This window comes from Caproicibacterium sp. XB2 (genome assembly GCF_044880635.1).
GTDB lineage: Bacteria > Bacillota > Clostridia > Oscillospirales > Acutalibacteraceae > Caproicibacterium > Caproicibacterium lactatifermentans.
Map to the genome: position 1 here is coordinate 649331 of NZ_CP173227.1, position 18517 is coordinate 667847.

Annotated in this window: 26 protein-coding genes; 25 read left to right on the forward strand and 1 reads right to left on the reverse strand. The window is 52.8% G+C overall.

The genetic code is table 11. The features are described 5' to 3' along the window. Window positions 1-163 precede the first annotated feature (163 nt). The 25 genes from ACIHKT_RS03055 to ACIHKT_RS03175 all read left to right on the forward strand — a co-directional run bounded on the left by ACIHKT_RS03055 (window position 164) and on the right by ACIHKT_RS03175 (window position 18210). Entirely contained in the window at window positions 164-1609 is a 1446-nt protein-coding gene (locus tag ACIHKT_RS03055) for an NAD(P)/FAD-dependent oxidoreductase (RefSeq protein ID WP_086035484.1), read from the forward strand. A 153-nt stretch (window positions 1610-1762) separates the two neighbouring features. Continuing rightward, a complete protein-coding gene (locus ACIHKT_RS03060; RefSeq protein ID WP_086035485.1) occupies window positions 1763-2002 on the forward strand; it encodes a FeoA family protein in 240 nt (79 codons plus the stop codon). Beyond that, entirely contained in the window at window positions 1999-4002 is a 2004-nt protein-coding gene (gene feoB, locus ACIHKT_RS03065; protein ID WP_086035486.1) for a ferrous iron transport protein B, read from the forward strand. The genes ACIHKT_RS03060 and feoB overlap by 4 nt, the downstream gene beginning before the upstream one ends. A gap of 25 nt (window positions 4003-4027) precedes the next feature. Continuing rightward, window positions 4028-4195: a FeoB-associated Cys-rich membrane protein gene (locus ACIHKT_RS03070; RefSeq protein ID WP_086035487.1), complete on the forward strand. Its 168-nt coding sequence runs from the start codon at window positions 4028-4030 to the stop codon at window positions 4193-4195. Between the two features lie 270 nt (window positions 4196-4465). After that, entirely contained in the window at window positions 4466-4765 is a 300-nt protein-coding gene (locus ACIHKT_RS03075) for a Dabb family protein (RefSeq protein ID WP_404352730.1), read from the forward strand. A 150-nt stretch (window positions 4766-4915) separates the two neighbouring features. Further along, a complete protein-coding gene (locus ACIHKT_RS03080; RefSeq protein WP_086035489.1) occupies window positions 4916-5929 on the forward strand; it encodes a hypothetical protein in 1014 nt (337 codons plus the stop codon). Further along, window positions 5859-6344 (forward strand): stage III sporulation protein AB, encoded by a 486-nt coding sequence (locus tag ACIHKT_RS03085; protein ID WP_157658910.1) that lies wholly within the window; start codon window positions 5859-5861, stop codon window positions 6342-6344. The genes ACIHKT_RS03080 and ACIHKT_RS03085 overlap by 71 nt, the downstream gene beginning before the upstream one ends. Window positions 6345-6364: 20 nt before the next feature. Continuing rightward, the gene (gene spoIIIAC, locus ACIHKT_RS03090; RefSeq protein WP_086035491.1) at window positions 6365-6559 is read left to right on the forward strand and encodes a stage III sporulation protein AC; all 195 of its coding nucleotides are present in this window, start codon (window positions 6365-6367) and stop codon (window positions 6557-6559) included. After that, a complete protein-coding gene (locus ACIHKT_RS03095) occupies window positions 6556-6951 on the forward strand; it encodes a stage III sporulation AC/AD family protein (RefSeq protein WP_236849660.1) in 396 nt (131 codons plus the stop codon). The genes spoIIIAC and ACIHKT_RS03095 overlap by 4 nt, the downstream gene beginning before the upstream one ends. Window positions 6952-6959: 8 nt before the next feature. Further along, complete coding sequence (locus ACIHKT_RS03100) at window positions 6960-8135, forward strand: stage III sporulation protein AE (RefSeq protein ID WP_086035492.1); 1176 nt, start codon at window positions 6960-6962, stop codon at window positions 8133-8135. After that, the gene (locus ACIHKT_RS03105) at window positions 8132-8593 is read left to right on the forward strand and encodes a stage III sporulation protein AF (protein ID WP_086035493.1); all 462 of its coding nucleotides are present in this window, start codon (window positions 8132-8134) and stop codon (window positions 8591-8593) included. The genes ACIHKT_RS03100 and ACIHKT_RS03105 overlap by 4 nt, the downstream gene beginning before the upstream one ends. Continuing rightward, window positions 8586-9164, forward strand: coding sequence for a hypothetical protein (locus ACIHKT_RS03110; protein WP_086035494.1), 579 nt, complete (start codon window positions 8586-8588; stop codon window positions 9162-9164). The genes ACIHKT_RS03105 and ACIHKT_RS03110 overlap by 8 nt, the downstream gene beginning before the upstream one ends. 115 nt (window positions 9165-9279) lie before the next feature. Continuing rightward, entirely contained in the window at window positions 9280-9870 is a 591-nt protein-coding gene (locus tag ACIHKT_RS03115; RefSeq protein ID WP_086035495.1) for a SpoIIIAH-like family protein, read from the forward strand. Between the two features lie 146 nt (window positions 9871-10016). Next, window positions 10017-10448 carry a transcription antitermination factor NusB gene (nusB, locus tag ACIHKT_RS03120; RefSeq protein ID WP_174193313.1) on the forward strand — a complete coding sequence of 144 codons (432 nt, stop codon included), beginning with the start codon at window positions 10017-10019 and terminating at the stop codon, window positions 10446-10448. After that, window positions 10441-11376, forward strand: a complete 936-nt coding sequence (locus tag ACIHKT_RS03125; RefSeq protein ID WP_086035497.1) for a peptidase M22 — start codon at window positions 10441-10443, stop codon at window positions 11374-11376. Before nusB ends, ACIHKT_RS03125 begins: the two co-directional genes overlap by 8 nt. Beyond that, a complete protein-coding gene (xseA, locus tag ACIHKT_RS03130) occupies window positions 11373-12536 on the forward strand; it encodes an exodeoxyribonuclease VII large subunit (protein ID WP_404352735.1) in 1164 nt (387 codons plus the stop codon). Before ACIHKT_RS03125 ends, xseA begins: the two co-directional genes overlap by 4 nt. Next, window positions 12514-12726 (forward strand): exodeoxyribonuclease VII small subunit, encoded by a 213-nt coding sequence (gene xseB, locus ACIHKT_RS03135; protein WP_086035499.1) that lies wholly within the window; start codon window positions 12514-12516, stop codon window positions 12724-12726. Before xseA ends, xseB begins: the two co-directional genes overlap by 23 nt. Before the next feature lie 25 nt (window positions 12727-12751). After that, a complete protein-coding gene (locus ACIHKT_RS03140; protein WP_404352737.1) occupies window positions 12752-13378 on the forward strand; it encodes a class I SAM-dependent methyltransferase in 627 nt (208 codons plus the stop codon). A gap of 41 nt (window positions 13379-13419) precedes the next feature. Further along, window positions 13420-14322, forward strand: a complete 903-nt coding sequence (locus ACIHKT_RS03145) for a polyprenyl synthetase family protein (protein WP_174193311.1) — start codon at window positions 13420-13422, stop codon at window positions 14320-14322. A gap of 122 nt (window positions 14323-14444) precedes the next feature. Then, window positions 14445-14753: a 50S ribosomal protein L21 gene (gene rplU / locus ACIHKT_RS03150; RefSeq protein ID WP_086035502.1), complete on the forward strand. Its 309-nt coding sequence runs from the start codon at window positions 14445-14447 to the stop codon at window positions 14751-14753. Beyond that, the gene (locus ACIHKT_RS03155) at window positions 14753-15076 is read left to right on the forward strand and encodes a ribosomal-processing cysteine protease Prp (RefSeq protein ID WP_086035503.1); all 324 of its coding nucleotides are present in this window, start codon (window positions 14753-14755) and stop codon (window positions 15074-15076) included. The genes rplU and ACIHKT_RS03155 overlap by 1 nt, the downstream gene beginning before the upstream one ends. A 3-nt stretch (window positions 15077-15079) precedes the next feature. Then, complete coding sequence (gene rpmA / locus ACIHKT_RS03160; RefSeq protein ID WP_086035504.1) at window positions 15080-15364, forward strand: 50S ribosomal protein L27; 285 nt, start codon at window positions 15080-15082, stop codon at window positions 15362-15364. A gap of 143 nt (window positions 15365-15507) precedes the next feature. Continuing rightward, window positions 15508-16779, forward strand: coding sequence for a GTPase ObgE (gene obgE / locus ACIHKT_RS03165; RefSeq protein ID WP_086035505.1), 1272 nt, complete (start codon window positions 15508-15510; stop codon window positions 16777-16779). Between the two features lie 73 nt (window positions 16780-16852). Beyond that, window positions 16853-17266 carry a Mini-ribonuclease 3 gene (locus tag ACIHKT_RS03170; RefSeq protein WP_174193309.1) on the forward strand — a complete coding sequence of 138 codons (414 nt, stop codon included), beginning with the start codon at window positions 16853-16855 and terminating at the stop codon, window positions 17264-17266. 8 nt (window positions 17267-17274) lie between these two features. After that, window positions 17275-18210 (forward strand): YitT family protein, encoded by a 936-nt coding sequence (locus ACIHKT_RS03175; protein ID WP_236849659.1) that lies wholly within the window; start codon window positions 17275-17277, stop codon window positions 18208-18210. Between the two features lie 89 nt (window positions 18211-18299). Here the strand turns inward: ACIHKT_RS03175 and ACIHKT_RS03180 are convergent, their stop codons facing one another. Beyond that, window positions 18300-18512 carry a hypothetical protein gene (locus ACIHKT_RS03180; RefSeq protein WP_086035507.1) on the reverse strand — a complete coding sequence of 71 codons (213 nt, stop codon included), beginning with the start codon at window positions 18510-18512 and terminating at the stop codon, window positions 18300-18302. Between the last annotated feature and the right edge of the window lie 5 nt (window positions 18513-18517).

Genomic DNA, 18517 nt, shown 5'->3' on the forward strand with positions numbered 1-18517 from the left:
AAGATGCTATGGCACACAGCAAAAGAAAGGTGCGCCTTTTTGCTGTGTGAAAGCAGATAAAAGAAAATGCTTGACAAGATGAAAACGCTCTATTATAATAACAAAGTTTGTGTCAAACTGGATTACATGCTGTAAAAGCATTGACAGAGCGAAAGGATAAGAAATGAAAAATACATATGATGTACTCATTATTGGTGCAGGCCCTGCCGGTATCTTTACGGCATTGGAGCTGGACCGTTTGGCGCCGGATAAAACCGTTCTGATGGTCGACAGCGGCAGTGCAATCGACGACCGGCGCTGTCCGGCAAGAACCGGCGGACGCTGTATGCACTGCAAAACCTGTAGCATTATGAACGGCTGGGCGGGAGCAGGCGCTTTTTCGGACGGCAAACTGTCCCTAAATGAAGACGTCGGCGGCAACTTGGTTGACTATATGCCGCGGGAACAGGCACAGGCGCTCATTCATTACTGTGACAGCATTTACCTGCACTTTGGCGCACCGGAAAAAGTGTTCGGCCTTGGTGACCGCACCGCGGACAAAATTGCCTATGAAGCGCGCCGGCAGAATATTCAGCTTATCCGATGCCCGGTACGGCACATGGGCACTGAGTACAGCTATCAGGTCCTGAAAGCCATGTACGATTACCTTGCGGAAAAACCACAGTTTACTTTTTTACCGCATACGACAGCGGAACGGATTCTTGTGGAAAATGGCCGTGCGGCCGGTGCGGAATTATCCCTTGCGGACGGGACTATCCGCCGTGTTGCGGCCGGAACGGTCGTTGCGGCACCGGGACGCGGGGGCGCCGCGTGGCTTACCCGCATTGCGCACGAAACCGGTTTGCAGCTGACCAACAACGAGGTGGACATCGGTGTTCGGGTAGAGGTGCCAAACGGCGTCATGGACTGCCTGACCAAAAGTTTATATGAGGCAAAATTGGTTTATTATTCGGATACTTTTGAAAATAAAGTCCGTACTTTCTGCATGAATCCGGGCGGTATTGTCAGCGAGGAACACTATGACGGTCCGGACGGCGGCCTGGCAGTGGTTAACGGACATTCCTACGCAAACGATGAACGTCACAGCGACAATACCAACTTTGCACTGCTTGTTTCCACAAAGTTTACGGAACCATTCCATCAGCCGATTGAGTACGGCCGTTACATTGCAAAGCTGGGCAATATGCTGACAGGCGGCGGCATTATGGTACAGCGTCTGGGCGACCTGCTTTTGGGACGCCGCAGCAGTGCTTCCCGTTTGGCAAAATCCACAACCGTCCCGACCTTAAAAACAGCCGTGCCCGGCGACCTCTCCTTTGTGCTGCCGCATCGGCATCTGACTTCGATTGTAGAAGCACTGAAAGCGTTTGATGCACTTGCACCCGGTTTGTACAGCAAGAATACACTGCTGTACGGCGTGGAGGTTAAATTCTATTCCTCAAAAATGGCGGTGGACAACACATTTTCCACCAAGATTCCGGGACTGTACGCGATTGGTGACGGCGCGGGCATTACCCGCGGTTTAATGCAGGCCTCTGCGACAGGTGTCGTTGTTGCCCGCACGCTTTCCGGAAAAGAACTGCCCAAAACCGAACATACAGGCAAATAAATTTCATAGGTGCATAAAAGGACCGGGTTCCACTTTTTGCGGTGGAATCCGGTCTTCTTTCTTGACTTTTTTTGCCCGTTACGATATAATCAGGGAGTAGAAAGATAGTATAGACTAACTATAGGTAGCATAGGCTAACACAAGGAGGAAACCATGACTTTAGATAAGCTTCCCATCAGCCATTCAGCTGTGATTGCCCAGGTAGGCGGGCAGGGTGCGCTGCGCCGCCACATGCTGGAAATGGGTCTTACCCCGCACACCCGTGTGACCATGCGTAAAGTTGCCCCAATGGGGGACCCTATTCAGCTGGAACTGCGCGGATATGAGCTGACCCTGCGGTTGGAAGACGCCCGCAATATTACTTTGGAAGCAGAAAAGGGGACTGAGAAATGATTTTTGCACTGGCAGGTAACCAAAACTGCGGGAAGACGACCTTATTCAATCAGCTGACCGGCAGCAACCAGCACGTCGGCAATTTTCCCGGTGTTACGGTGGAAAGAAAGGACGGCGTTATCCGCGGGCACAAGGGTGCAGTGGTGGTTGACCTTCCGGGTATCTATTCTCTGTCACCTTATACCAGTGAAGAAATCGTAACGCGTGACTTTATTTTTAAAAATCATCCGGACGGAATTATCAATATCGTGGATGCCACCAATATCGAGCGGAACCTGTATTTGACAATGCAGCTTATCGAATTGGATTTGCCCATGGTTGTGTGCCTCAATATGATGGACGAGGTACGCAACAACGGCGGAACCATACATATACAGGAACTGCAGAAAGAACTGGGCGTACCGGTCATTCCGATTGCCGCCAGCAAAAATGAGGGCATTGATGAACTGATTGAAGTTGCCCTGGAAACGGCAGAGGAAAAGCGCCGACCACAGCGGCAGGATTTTTGCAGCGGCCCCATGCATCGCTGCATTCACGCGGTGGCACACTTGATAGAGGACCATGCCCAGCGTGCAGGCATTCCACCCCGTTTCGCGGCAACCAAGCTGGTAGAGGGTGATGAACCCATGCTGAAGGTCTTGAAACTCAACCAGAATGAAATAGAGCTGCTGGGACATACCGTAAAAGAAATGGAATACGATATGAATACCGACCGGGAAGCGGCTGTGGCCGATATGCGGTATACCTTTATTGAAAAGCTGTGCGGCAATACCGTGATTAAGCCGAAGGAGAGTGCGGAGCACCGACGCAGTGTGCGGATTGATGAGGTCCTGACCAACAAATATGCGGCCATTCCCATTTTCCTCGGCATTATGCTCCTCATTTTTTGGCTGACCTTCAGCGTTATCGGCGCGGCGCTCAGCGACTTGATGACAATGGGAATCAGCGCACTTACTGACCTGACAGATACCGCATTAAAAGCCTACGGCATTAACCCTGTTGTCGAGTCACTGGTTGTCAACGGCGTTTTTTCCGGTGTGGGCAGTGTGCTTTCCTTCCTGCCGACCATTGTGGTGCTGTTCTTCTTCCTTTCTCTGTTGGAGGACAGCGGCTATATGGCGCGTGTAGCGTTTGTCATGGACAGCCTGCTGCGAAAAATCGGCCTTTCCGGCCGCAGCTTTGTTCCTATGCTGATTGGCTTTGGTTGTTCAGTTCCAGCAATTATGTCCACCCGTACACTTTCCAGTGAACGGGACCGCAAAATGACCATTTTCCTAACACCTTTTATGAGCTGCAGTGCCAAGCTGCCCATTTATACCATGTTCACCATGGCCTTTTTCCCGAAATATCGTTCGTTGGTCATGATTTGCCTGTATGTAGGTGGTATCCTCATGGGCATTCTCAGTGCTCTGCTGATGAAGCATACGGTTTTTCACGGGGAACCAGTTCCCTTTGTTATGGAGCTGCCGAATTATCGTCTGCCCACTCCGCGCAACACGGGCCTGCTGGTGTGGGAAAAGGCAAAAGATTTTCTGCAGCGCGCCTTCACCGTGATTTTCATGGCTTCGATTATCATCTGGTTCCTACAGACCTTTGACACGCACCTAAATCCCGTTTCTTCCAGCGGCAGCAGTATGTTGGCCGACATTGGCCGTTTTATCTCGCCGATTTTCGCGCCGCTTGGTTTCGGCGACTGGCGTACAAGCACGGCCCTGCTGGCGGGGTTCACCGCCAAGGAAGCAGTGATCAGCACATTCGCTGTTCTGACCGGTGCTACGGGCGCTGCTCTGCCGCATATGCTTTCCCAGATGTTCACACCGCTTGCGGCGGTTTCTTTCCTTGCTTTTACACTGCTGTATACACCCTGTGTGGCGGCTATCACAGCGGTCCGCCGCGAAATGCATTCCCGCCTTTCTGCACTGTCCGTTGTGCTGTACCAGACTGGCATTGGCTGGCTGGTGGCCTTCGCCATTTATCAGATTGGCTCCCGTGTGATTTGAGTGTTTCTCAGAAAGGAAACAAGATATGCAGATACAGGACTGGATTGTTCTGCTGATTCTATTGGTGCTGGCAGTATGTGCGGCGCGTTCCAGTTGGAAGCACCGCGGCTGCTGTGGCAGCTGCTCCCAGTGCAGTGCCTGCGGGAAATGCCACCGGGCTGCCGGCAAAAAAGAGAATGACCGCAGAAAATAGAAAACAGATTCCGCAGCTTTTGACTGCGGAATTTTTTCTGTTTACTTTCAAAACATAGAAAAAGAGGAAAACAGAAACACCCGTATTTTATACAGCCCGTGCAGGGAAACCACGGTTCCGTTTGTGTAATATGACAAATTTTTATCTAAAGAAACAACTTTTTATATCCCAGCGTATTTTTATGTTATAATAAACCCAATATCGGTATGTTCCTGGCTGATATATTTTAGATAAATTCATCACTGTTAGAACAGAGGAGGTAACGTCATTATGGTAAAGCATATCGTTTTGTGGAAGCTGAAAAAAGCCCAGAGCGACAACGCTGCGGGGATTGCCGCTAGCCTGCGCAGCTGTTTCAAGGCTCTGTTGGGTATAGTGGATGGTTTGACCGCCATCGACGTCGGTGTCAACTATAACGGTGGCGAATATGATTTGTGCCTGGTTGCAGATTTTACAGATAAAAAGGCACAGGAAGCTTATCAGACACACCCGGAGCATCTGAAAATTAAGGAACTGGTGCATCAGGTTATCTGTGGGCGTACTTCGTTCGATTATGAATATACGGCATAAAAATTTCATTCAGACATAATAATGGATACGGCAGATGCCACGGAGAGTTTCTCTGTGGTATCTGCCGTTTTTTTGCTTTTGGACGGCAGTTCTAAGCAGTGCCTGTCCCTCATAAGATGTAGGGACATAGGAAAGGTGGGACAAACCAAAATGGCAGGAAAATTAGAAAATGCACAGAAGTTTAATCAGGCAGCAGGGGCACTTTGCCCGCGTTTACGGGCACTGCTGCTGCGTCTGCCGGAGGAAATTCGCAGCCGTGTGTCCGAGATACGTCTGCATGTAGGGCAACCGGTCTGCCTGTGGGACGGCGGCAGTACATGGTTCTTAAAGGAAGGCGGTGTCACGCTGTTGCCGCGGGACGGCCTGTGCGCCTCTAAGGCGGATTTGTACGAGAGCTTTCGGACTTTGTGCAGCTTTTCGGTTTACAGTTATCAGGAACAGATACGAAAAGGATACGTAACCCTGCGGGGCGGCCACCGCGCGGGGCTTGCCGGCACGGCGGTGATGACCGGCGGCACCATTACCGGTATGCGGGATATCACTTCCATTAACCTGCGGGTCGCACGGCAGGTAGACGGCTGTGCACAAGCACTGTTGCAGCGTGCAGGGAACCTAAGCGGCGGGCTGCTGCTGGCGGGACCGCCTGCCTGCGGCAAAACGACATTGCTGCGGGATATTGCGCGTCAGCTTTCCAGTGGTGCATGCGGGCGAATTCACAAGGTGACAGTGGTGGACGAACGCGGTGAATTGTGCGGAGCAAACCGTGCTGAGTACGGCAATAACCTTGGTCCCTGTTGCGACGTTTTGGACGGCTTTCCTAAAGCAGAGGGAATGCTGCTGGCACTGCGGTCCCTTTCACCGGAGTACCTTATTTGCGACGAACTCGGCAGCGGGCAGGAAGCGGAAGCGTTGCTGCAAAGCGTAAATGCCGGCGCCAGTGTGATTGCCAGTATACATGCGGGCAGTTTGGAACAGCTGGCCGCCCGGCCGCAGGCAAGGGCTTTGCTGCAGAGCGGGGCCTTTGCACAGGTAGCACTGCTGTCCGGCGGCCGGCCGGGGCGTGTTGCCAAATTGGTGAAGGCGGGTGATGTGCTTGCTCAGAATACTGGGAGCGCTCTGCCTTGTCTTCGCGGGAACGGCGGCGGGTTGCCTGCAATCGCGTAAGCTGCGCCTGCGGCGGGACCGTGCACAGGATTTTCTGCAGTTTTTGTCCGCGGCAAAGGCGGAAATATCCTGTACGGCGGCACCGGTGCAGGACATTGTTGAGCACCACGGCCGAAAGCTGGATTTTTTAGCACCGTATTTTACAGCAATTGAAGCAGGAGAACCTTTTACACAGGCGTGGCAGAAGGCATCGTCCGATTCCTCATTGACACCGCAGGAAAGGGTACTGCTGCGAAACTTTGGCGAAGGGTTCGGCGCAACGGATATGCAGGGGCAGCTGGCCCACTGTACTTTATATGAAGAACTAACACGGCAGGAACTGGAAGAATCACAAAAAACGTATCAGAAGGACGGAAAGCTTTACCGGATGCTGGGCGTCTGCGGCGGACTGATTTTTGCGCTGGTATTGCTGTAAAAAGAGCGGAGGTGCGCTGCATGAATGTGGACCTGATTTTTAAGATTGCCGCCATCGGCATTATTGTGGCAGTGCTGAACCAGCTGCTGATTCGCTCCGGCCGAGAGGAGCAGGCGATGATGACGACACTGGCCGGACTGATTGTGGTACTGATGATGATTATCCAGCAGATTGATGTTCTGTTCCGTACCATTAAGTCCACTTTTGGCTTATGAGTATTCATTTGGCGGGCGTTATCGGCGCGGCCCTTACGGCGGCAGTCTTTGCAGCCCTGCTGCGCCGGACAAACAGCGAATATGCCGTGGTGCTGCGCACAGCGGCTGGTGTGCTGATTGTGCTGGAGATTCTGCAGGCGGTGCTGCCTGCCCTGCGGGAGATTTCTGGTTTGCTGTCCTCAGCGGGTGTGGGCGGGGAATACAGCGGTATTCTTCTGCGCGCACTGGGGGTGGTGTTCCTTACACAGTTTGCGGCGGATGCCTGCCGGGATGCCGAAGAAACAGCATTGGCCAGCAAGGTGGAGCTGGCCGGCCGAGTGGGCATTCTGGTACTGGCGCTGCCGCTGTTTGCACGCGTGGCGTCCATTGCGTCAGCTTTGGTGAAAAAGTAGGGGGAAGTATGAAAAGCAAGGAGTGGAGGAAACGGTGCAGATTCCTTTTTGCGGGACTTGCTGCGGCCATGGTGCTTTTGTGTACCTGCATACCATGTACGGCGGCGGGAACGTCTTCTCTGCCGCCGTACTATGCACAGCAAATGCAGGGAAGCGGTGCGGACCAGCTGCCGGAAAAACTGCCGGCAGAAACACGGCGGCAAATTGCCGGCCTTGGTGTAGATGACAGCAATTTTCAAAGCGTTGGGGATATTAACCCCAAGACTTTCTTTTCCGCTGTCTTTGGTCTGGCCGGTACAGAAGGCAAAGGGCCGCTGCATGCGGCGGGCAGCTGTTTAGGCATTATCCTTCTCTGTGCGCTGGTCAATTCTATGAAATTGTCCTTTGGGGACCGACCGCTGGGAGGAGTAGCGGATGTCGTGGCGGCACTGTGCATCTGTGTTGGCATTGTGGAACCGGTTATCAATGTACTGGTGCGGGCATCTTCCGTTATTCATACGGCGTGCGGTTTTACGCTGGCGTCTGTACCGGTTGGCGCAGCCGTTTTGGCGGCGGCAGGACGGCCGGCTTCCGCTGCTTCTATGCAGCTTTTGCTGACAACGGCCGGGAATGCGGTACAGCTTTTGTCTGCCTGCGTGTTTGCTCCAGCGATGAAAATATGCCTTGCTATGGCCATTGTGTCCTCCATTTCGCCGGACGTAAATCTGCTTGGACTTTTCCGCTGTTTCAGCAAAGCAGTTAAGTGGCTGCTGGGCCTTTCCATGACATTGTTTACCGGTATTTTAGCGATGAAGCAGCTGACAGCGGACGGCGCGGATACACTGGCCGGTCGTGCGGCACGCTTTGTAGTCAGCAGTGCTGTGCCGGTGGTGGGCGGTACGCTCAGTGATGCCATGAATACCGTGACGGGCTGTATACAAATGCTTCGGTCAGGCGTCGGGGCGTTTATTCTTTTGGCACTGCTGGTTATGTTCCTGCCGGTCTTGATTAGCAGCCTTTTGTGGATGATGATGTTGCAGATATGCGCGGCGGTCAGCAAAGTGTTTTCCCTGCAGGAAGTGGCCGGCTTGCTGCAGGCGTGCAGCAGTGTACTGGAAATCCTTCTGGCTATTTTGCTGTGCTCCATGACGGTACTGATTGTTTCCAGTACCGTGCTGCTGAACATGGGGGGCGGAGCCACATGATACGCACATGGGCAAGCGGACTGTGCGCTCTGGCAGTGGCGGCAGCCATGGTACGGATTTTGGCACCGAGTGGCTCCATGGGAAAAATGCTGAAACTCATACTGGGTACCATGATGCTGTGTGTGGCAATTGGTCCATTTTTGCAGGGCGTTCCAAAGATGAATTTATCCAGCCTGCAGGACTCTGCCGCTTCTAATACTTCCAGCTTTTCCGCATTGGTGCAGCAACAGAAAACAGATGCCGCAAAAAAGCAAATACAGGAGATGGCAGAGGTGCGGCTGCAGCAGTCGGGCATTGCTTTTCGAAAAGTCGAGGTACAGCTGCTGTCCGGTACAGCGGAGGGTTCACATACCGCAAAAGTGACCGTAACGCTGCCGGACAGCAGCAATCAAGCGCGTGCGGAATCTCTACTGCGGGAGTCGCTGGGCATGGAAGTGGAGGTGAAAACCGTTGAATGACAGTGAAGCGAAAAAGACAGGCGTTCTGCAAAAGCTGGCCAACAATGATACTGGGCGGAAGGTAGTTTTCATTCTCGGCATTCTCGGCATTGCACTGCTGTTCCTTTCCAGCCTTTTCAGCGGCAGCGGCCATTCCTCTGCGCGGACGACACAAACAGCTTCCAGCGCGGCGGCCAGTTCGGTTTCCGATGACGCGTATGCGCAGACACTGGAACAGGAACTGACTTCTATAATAGGACAGATACAGGGGGCGGGTAAGCCGCACATTTTGGTGACGCTGGAAGAGGGAGAAACCGAGGTATACGCGCAAGGGGAAAAGCATGCGGCGCAGCAGCAGCAGGGCTCCTCCGGACAGAACACAAACAGTCAGGAAACCAGCTGCATTATTGTAAAGGATGCCGACGGCAGCGAACACGCACTGACGGTCACCCGCCGCCGTCCCAAGGTACAGGGCGTGGTGGTCGCCTGCCCGGGCGCTTCACAGCCCGCCGTGCAGCAGGCCGTACTGGACGCTGTTTCAGCGGCGGCCGGTATCAGCAGTGCCCGCATATGTGTTGTGCCATCAGCATAAGACATTGCTTTTCCTTGTCATCTTTTTACGGGCATACACATAAACATATTCATATAGAACGATTATGTATCCGGACAGAAAACAGGTTCCGGGAAAGCGAATGGAGGAGTACAGCATGAAAGTAGAAAAACGTCAGCTGGTACTGGCCGCACTGGTCGTGGCGCTCGGCGCGGCTGTTTATTTGAACTGGAGATTCTCAAACGGGAACCAGATTCTTGCCAAAGATGCAGCCGCGTCCCACGACTTGGGGCAGGTGCAGCTGGTCAATGCGGGGGAGGCATCCTCTGCCAGTTCGTCCCGGGCGCCGTCGTCCGCCGTTTCTTCTGCCAAAGCGGCCGCTTCTTCCAGCAGCGATTACTTTTCGGAAGCACGTCTAAACCGCCAAAAAGCGCGCGACAATGCTTCGCAGATGCTGGAAAAGACGCTGACCGATGCAGGTTCCAATGATGCGGCGAAAAAAGAAGCAGTGCAGCAGTCGGCAGCTTTGGCACAAATTGAGCTGCAGGAAAGCAACGCGGAAAATATCCTGAAAGCAAAGGGCTTTTCCGACTGTGTCGTATTTGTGCAAAATGGCGAATGCAGCGCAGTTGTAAAAGAGGGGAGCGCCAATATGGGAAATGCCGCTTTGCTGGTGAAAGACACGGTTTCCGGACAGACTGGCGTTTCCTTCGATAAAATTAAAGTGATTGAAAAAAAATCCTCTTAAGGCTGAAAACCACAGCTTCTGCCGTTTCTCTTGCAACTCTGCCGGAAAGCGTGGTATACTGTTTTTAGTGGAGTTTGACAAAATAACAGAAACAGATAGAAAGAATCCTCCACAGCGGAGGATTCTTTCTTTTTTGGGGGTAACTAATGAAACGACATGAAGCGCGCAGACAGGCTTTCTTCCTTTTGTTTGAGCAGAGCCTGAACGGCGGCACGATTGATGAATTGATTGATTACGCAAATGAAGCGGGTTCTTTTCAGGAAGAGGACAGCCCTGCACCGGTGCCGGTGGACGATTTTGCCGTACGGGTAGCACTGGGTGTTGAGCAGCACCAAAAAGAGCTGGACGAGTGCATCGGAAAATATGCCCGCGGCTGGTCCGTAAAGCGCCTGTCCCGTGTTTGCCTGGCACTGGCACGGCTGGCACTGTATGAAATGAAATGGGAGGCGGACATCCCAGTCAGCGTTTCCATCAATGAAGTAGTGGAACTTGCCAAACAGTACGGCGATGCCGGCGACGCACCTTTCCTTAACGGCATTTTGGGAAGCGCTGCAAAGGAGCTGCCGCGGAATGCCTGACATTTTAGCTTTTGATACCAGCAATTATACGACCAGCACGGCCCTGTTTCGGGACAGGAAAATTTATCAGCAGAAACATCTGCTTCCCGTTAAAAAAGGGGAGCTTGGCCTGCGCCAAAGTGACGCGGTTTTTCACCATGTGCAGCAGCTGCCGGACCTGCTGGAAGAACTTTTGAGGCAGACACCGCTGCAGGACCTAAAAGCGGTGGGCTGTTCCACCCGCCCGCGTACACAGCCGGGCAGCTATATGCCGTGCTTTACGGTAGGGCACGGTGCGGCGCGCCAGACGGCCGCCTGCTTTGGTGTGCCGCTGCATACCTTTTCCCATCAGCAGGGACACATCGCCGCGGCACTGTGGTCCGCCGGCCGGCTGGATTTGTTTGAGCGTCCGTTTCTCGCTTTTCATGTTTCCGGCGGAACGACCGAAGCAGTCTTGACTCAGCCGGGGACAGAGGAGCCGTTTACTGTCACACTGCTTGCACAGTCGCTGGACCTGAAAGGCGGGCAGGCTGTGGACCGGGTGGGCCGCATGCTTGGCCTGCCATTTCCGGCCGGACCGGAACTGGAAAAGCTGGCGGCGCAGTCGCAGGTACAGTTCCGCATTCATCCTTCTATGAAGGGAGCCGACTGCTCCCTCTCCGGCATTGAAAATAAATGCCTAAAAATGCAGAGCGATGGCCGACCGGCGGCGGACACGGCAAAATATTGTCTGTGCAGTCTGCTGGCTGCGCTGGATGCCATGGCGGCGGCTCTGCTGAAAGAACATCCCGGCCTGCCGCTGGTTTTTGCCGGCGGCGTGATGGCCAATCAGTTTATTCGGAAGGCGCTGACGGAAAAATACGGAGCCTGTTTTGCGGAACCGGCTTTTTCGGCGGACAATGCCGCAGGCGTGGCGGTGCTGACCGCATGCAGGGAGGGACTGCTATGATACCGAGCTGTGTGCTGACCGTCACACAAATCAATCTATATGTGAAATCCCTGCTGGAAGGGGACGAAAAGCTTCACTGCGTTTATGTGGCCGGAGAAATCAGCAACTTTACGGACCACTACCGTTCCGGCCACTTGTACTTTTCCCTAAAAGACGAAAAGTGCGCAGTGAAGGCGGTTATGTTCGCTTCCTCCGCCCGCCGGCTGCGTTTTCACCCGCAGAACGGTATAAAAGTACTGGTGCGAGGCAGAATCTCTTCCTATGAGGTTTCCGGACAGTATCAGCTGTACGTGGAGGAGATGCAGCCGGTTGGCGCGGGGGAACGCGCACTGGCCTATGAGCAGCTGAAAGAAAAGCTCCGCCGAGAAGGTTTGTTTGATGCGGAGCGCAAAAAAGAACTGCCCCGTTATCCCACGAAAATCGGTGTGATTACGTCCCCGACCGGCGCGGTTATCCACGACATACAAAATGTAACAGCCAGACGTTGGCCGCTGGCGGAAATTCTCTTGTATCCGGTCGCTGTACAGGGAGAAGGGGCTGCACCGCAGCTGGTGCAGGCGCTGCAGTATTTCAGCAGCCGCAGCTGTGCCGATGTCCTGATTATCGGACGCGGCGGCGGCAGCGCGGAAGACCTGTGGGCTTTCAATGAAGAAGCGGTCGTGCGGGCCGTAGCTGCCTGTCCGCTTCCGGTTATTTCCGCGGTCGGTCATGAAACGGACGTTACATTGACGGACTTTGCCGCGGACCTGCGGGCACCTACCCCAAGTGCTGCGGCGGAACTGGCTGTGCCGGACGGTGAGAAGCTGAAAAACGCACTGCTGCAAACAGCGGTTTCTATGCACATGGGGCTGGAAAACCGTCTGAATGATGAGCGTATGCAGCTTGACTTATTATCGCAGTCCCTGCAGGAAGCGCTGGAAAAACCGACACAGCTGCGCCAGCAGGAACTGGGCGTACTTGCGGGTCGGCTGGAAGATTTGAATCCGCTGCGGGTGCTCCGCCGCGGTTATTCCGTTGTGACCAGCATAGATGGACAAGTCCTCATGAGCCCTGAAAAAATTCACACAGGGGAGCAGGTACAGGTTCGTATGGACCAGGGAACGCTGCTGTGTACAGTAGATAAAAAGGAGAACCTGCATGAATCAGAAAATGACATTTGAACAGGCTATGGATAAGCTGTCCGATATTGTGCAGCAGTTGGAAAGCGCCAGTGCGCCGCTGGACAAGACGATGAAACTTTACGATGAAGGTGTAAAACTGACAGCATTCTGCTACCACAAACTGCAGACAGCCGAACAGAAGCTGAAAACCATTTCCGAAGGAAAAGATAAAAACGAAACGGCGGATTGACTGCTTTTGACAGGGGGTATTTTTTATGCGCAACGAACAGGGATTTGATGAGTGGGCAGAAACCTACGACGAAAGTGTCAGCAAAAACGAACAGGAGGAATCCTATCCTTTTGCGGGGTATCATACCGTTCTGCAGACCATTTATAAAACCGTTACTACGGGTAAAGCACCGGCTGTGCTGGACATTGGCTTTGGCACCGGTGTCCTTACCAAAAAGCTGTATGACGCCGGCTGCCGGATTTCCGGTATTGACTTTTCTCGTAAAATGATTGACACTGCGCAGCCAAAGATGCCGAAAGCTACCTTGGTGCAGGCGGACTTTTCCAAGGGTGTGCCGCCGCGGCTTGCCGGGCAGACTTATGATGATATCATCAGCACCTACGCGTTTCATCACCTGACAGATGAACAAAAAGCGGTATTCCTTCGGGAACTGCTGCAAACACTCAATCCCGGCGGCCGTATTCTAATAGGGGACGTCATGTTTCCAACGGATAAAGAACGGCAGGCATGCCGTGAAAAAAGCGGGAGTACCTGGGACGAGAACGAACATTATCTGGATATTGCTTCCTTTACAAAACAGTTTCCAGAGGCTTCGTTCCACCGCATTTCCTTCTGTGCGGGTATCCTGACTTTTACAAAGGACGAAAAGTAAAAATATGCAATGACGGCAAAATGCCGGGGGAGCGGAAAAACATGAATCAGACAGAATTTCAGGCACAGATGAAAGAGTATGCGTGTCTGACGGAAGAAAAACTGAAAGAACTGGTGCCGGAGCAGCCACAACTGACGGAGGCCGTTTTGTACCAAGCCATGCGTTACAGTCTGCTGGCCGGCGGCAAGCGGGTACGTCCGGTGATGCTGCTTGCTTTCTGCTCGCTGTGCGGCGGGAACGCACAGGCAGCTGTGCCATTTGCTTGTGCGCTGGAAATGGTCCACACATATTCACTTATTCATGATGACCTGCCCTGTATGGACGACGACGACCTACGCCGTGGCAGACCTTCCAGCCACAAGGCTTTCGGCGAAGCCAATGCGCTGCTGGCTGGGGATGCCCTGCTGACCAAAGCATTTGAAGTGGCGACGGATGAAAAACAGGCGGCCGCTGTCGGAAGCAGCCGCGCATTGCAGGCAGCCTCCATTTTGGCGCAGGCCGCCGGTGACCACGGCATGGTGGCCGGTCAGGTGCTGGATTTACTGAATGAAAACAAAGACATCCGTGTGGAAGAGCTGGCGGACATCGATGCAAAAAAAACGGGTGCCATGATTCGTGCGGCGGCACATATGGGCTGTGCACTGGCCGGCGCTTCCCAGGAACAGACCGATGCCGCCGACCGCTATGCCCGGGCACTGGGGCTTGCTTTCCAGATTCAGGACGACATTCTGGACGTTGCGGGCAGCACGGAAGCACTTGGCAAGCCGACCGGCAGTGACGCACAGAACGAAAAGGGCACATATGTTACGCTGCTTGGCCTGACGAAGGCCCGTCAGGTGGCCGCGGACCTTACCCGTCAGGCGGAACAGGCGCTTTCTGTTTTCGGCGAACAGGCGGAATTCCTGCGTATGCTGGCGGACAGTCTTGCGGCGCGCAGACACTGAAAACAAAAGTTGACAAATAAAAAGCGGCATGTTAGAATATAAGAGCCGCATATTTTGGGTATAAGTGGGCCCGAATGGCTCCGCCCACGATAGCGAGTCTAAGGAAAGCAGGTTTTCTGTTTATGTATGCAATTATTGAAACCGGCGGCAAGCAGTATAAAGTAGAGAAAGACGATGTTGTCTTTGTCGAAAAGCTTGCAGCTGATGTCGACAGCTCCGTTGAATTCAAGGTCCTTGCGGTTGGCGGCGACGACGGCCTGAAGGTTGGCAAACCCTATGTCGAGGGCGTTGCAGTTAAGGGTAAGGTCCTGAAAAACGGCAAATCCAAGAAAATTAACATCTGGACTTACAAGCCGAAGAAGGGTGAGTCCCGCAAGATGGGCCATCGTCAGCCTTACACAAAGGTACAGATTGAATCTATTGAAGCCTGATGATTCGGTGCAGCTTTCTTTTAGATACTGACACACAGCAGCTGATTGGCTTTTCCTTTCGGGGACATGCCAATGACGCGGAAAGCGGGAACAGCATTGTGTGCGCGGCGGTTTCTTCCGCGGCTTACCTGACAGCAAACGGGATAACAGATGTTCTCCATGTTCCGGCCCGGGTAAGTGAGCAGGACGGCCTGCTTACCGTGCAGGTTTCAAATACAGCTGCACAGCAGTGCGGTCCTTTGCTGGAATCGCTGCGGCTGCATATCATCGGCCTAAAAGAACAGTATCCGAAACAGATTTGCATGAGAAATAAAGAGGTGTAAAAAATGCTGAAAGTAAATATTCAGTTATTTGCTCATAAAAAAGGTATGGGTTCCACAAAGAACGGCCGTGATTCCGAGTCTAAGCGCCTCGGTGTCAAGCGTGCGGACGGTCAGTTCGTTCTGGCCGGAAATGTTCTGGTTAAGCAGCGCGGTACACACATCCATCCCGGCCTGAACGTCGGCATTGGTTCTGATGACACACTGTTTGCAAAAATCAGCGGCACTGTTAAGTTTGAGCGCCTGGGCGCAGACCGCAAGAAGGTCAGCGTTTACGAAGTAGAACAGTAAACCGGCAAAGTAAATCCCAGGCCGTATGGCCTGGGATTTTTGTTGTATATCGGGCAGAATAAATTTCTGACGAAGTTCAAACAAGCTGATGAATGTTCTTTATCTTTTCTGCGGGGGACTGCAGTGCCGACTGGAGGTTTTTTATGTTTATTGACCAAGCAAAAATCCATATCAAAGCAGGTGACGGCGGCGCTGGCGCAGTTTCTTTCCGTAGAGAAAAGTATGTTGCCGCAGGCGGACCGGACGGCGGCGACGGTGGCCGCGGCGGAAACGTCCTGTTTCAGGCAGATGACAGTATTTCAACACTGTCGGATTACCGGTACCGCCATAAATTTGTGGCAAAGAGCGGGGAAGCCGGCCGCGGCAAACGCTGCTTCGGGAAAAAAGGAGAGGACCTTCTGCTGAAGGTTCCGCGCGGCACACTGGTAAAAGATGCGGCAAGCGGTCGGCTGCTGGCGGATGTTTCCAACGATGAGCCACAGGTTGTACTGCAGGGTGGCCGCGGCGGCTGGGGGAATACACATTTTGCCACCCCAACCCGTCAGGTGCCGCGCTTTGCAAAACCGGGTATGCCCGGGCAGGAAGCAGATGTTCAACTGGAACTCAAACTTCTGGCTGACGTTGGGCTGGTTGGTTTTCCGAACGTTGGCAAAAGTACACTGGTCAGTGTTGTCAGTGAAGCAAAGCCAAATATTGCAGACTATCATTTCACAACGTTAACGCCGGTTTTGGGTGTTGTTCACCTCCCGCAGGGACGTTCCTTTGTCATGGCGGATATTCCCGGTCTGGTGGAAGGCGCATGGAAAGGCGTTGGTCTGGGGCACCAGTTCCTGCGCCATGTGGAGCGCTGCCGTCTGCTTCTGCATATTGTCGATGTTTCCGGCAGTGAGGGCCGTGACCCGAAAGAGGATTTTCGCATTATCAATGAAGAACTGCGCCGCTTTAATCCGGAACTTGCGGAGCGTCCTATGATTGTGGCCGGCAATAAATGTGACTTGACAGATGAAGCGCACGTTGCCGATTTCCGTGATTTCATCGAGAAGCAGGGGTATTCTTTCTTCCCCATTATGGCGCCTATTCATGAGGGTGTGGACTCATTAATCAATAAAATCAGTGAGGAACTCAGCAAGCTGCCACCGGTCCGCCGCTATGAGCCGGATCCGGTGCCGCTGACAAAGCCGGAGGAAATTCCGCGCGGCGAGGTAAAAATCACCAAACAGGATGGCATTTATGTTGTGGAGGCACCGTGGCTTTTGCAGGTTATACAGTCCGTTAATTTTGACGATTATGAATCACTGCAGTATTTCCAGCGTGTACTTCTCAAGACCGGCGTGGACCAGCATCTGCGGGAAGCAGGTGTGCAGGACGGCGACACGGTTTCTATTTATGACGTACAGTTTGATTATGTTGAATAAATGAAAGAAATGAATGCTGTACGAGTGCCATGCAGGGACGCTCTGCACGGTGTCAGATGGAGAAAGGCGAAACATGGAACGTTTTTTAGATATCCCCTGTGACCCCAAAAAACTTAGCCCGCTAACGCTGGCTTTTGTGGGTGACTGTGTATTTGAACTTTTTGTGCGGGAAAAATTGGTTTGCGATTCCAACTGTTCCGTAAATACACTGCACGGAAAAGCTGTACAGCAGGTGTGCTGCACGGCACAGGCACAGGACTGTAAAATCCTGCAGCCAATATTAACAGAAGAAGAAATAGCTGTCCTGCATCGGGGACGAAACGCACATACGCATCATATTCCGAAAAATGCTTCTGTGGCAGACTATCATGCGGCAACCGGATTGGAAGCACTGTTTGGCTACCTGTACCTGCAGAGCCGTTTGCCACGTCTGCGCGAACTTTTTCAGGTTCTGCAGAATGCCAGAGAAAACAGGGGAGAGGTGTAGGTGGAAAATTGTCGGTAAAACAGAAAAACACTGTAAAAATAATGATAACGGATGTACTGTTGTATTTTGTCAGCGGCTGCATTTTTGCGGTGGCCGTCCGCGTTTTTACGGCTCCAAATAAAATTGCACCGGGCGGTGTTACCGGTATCTCTACAATGCTGAACTATGCGTTCGGTTTACCCATTGGCCTCGTGACCTTCCTGCTCAATGTACCAATTTTTATTTTCTCACTGATGGAGATTGGCTATAAAATTGTGACAAAGACGATTGTGGCATCTTTCCTGACCTCCTTTGCCATTGACTGGTTTGGCTCCATGCTGCCAGCCTATAAAGGGGACCCTATGCTGGCGGCCATTTTTGGCGGCCTGCTGGAAGGAGTCAGTTTGGCCATGGTCTTTCGGCGCGGCGCTACGACCGGGGGAACCGATATGGTGGCGCGTTTGCTGCAGCGTCACTTCCGACATTTAAGTACAGGCAGACTGATGATGTCTGTAGATGTTGTGGTCGTTATCAGTTCCGCAATCGTGTATCGTCGGATAGAAAGTGTCCTGTATGCAGTTATTTATCTGTTTGTTTCTACCAACGTGATTGATGAAATCTTGTACGGTTCAGACATTGGCCGGGGAAAGATCTTGTGGATTGTCACACAGTATCCGGACGGAATTTCCCAGCGTATCTTTAAGGAAGTGGACCGCGGCGTAACCGCTATTCATTCCAAGGGAATGTACAGCGGCCGTGAGGGCGAAGTCCTTATGTGTGCTGTCAGCCGGTCAGAGATTTATCAGGTCATGGATTTGGTGAAGGATGAGGATAAAGATGCGTTTATTATCGCCGGCGAGGCGGCCCAAATCCGCGGAGAAGGTTTTCGCAGTTCTGCCCCTGTGGACAAGACACTGCCGGAAATCTTGGCGGAACGCAAAAATAACGGGACACGAAAAAAATAATTTTTATATCCCATAAAATGGGGCCGGAGAGCGCCGCAGATTGTGTTCTGCAGTGCTCTCCGGCCCGGTTTGTTTTGTTACAAAAGGCTTCAGCCTTCTGTGTTAGAGGAAGAATTCTTGTTCTGTGCATTCTGCGCCTTTTTGTTCTGCGCATTCTGATTGCAACGATTCTGTGCGTTCTGGTTGTTACGGTTCTGTGCGTTCTGGTTGTTACGGTTCTGTGCGTTCTGCTGTGCCTTATTCTGGCTGTTGGTGTGGGTGCAATTCTCGTATTTGTCAGAAGAGTAATTCTGGTTATCCAAGATAC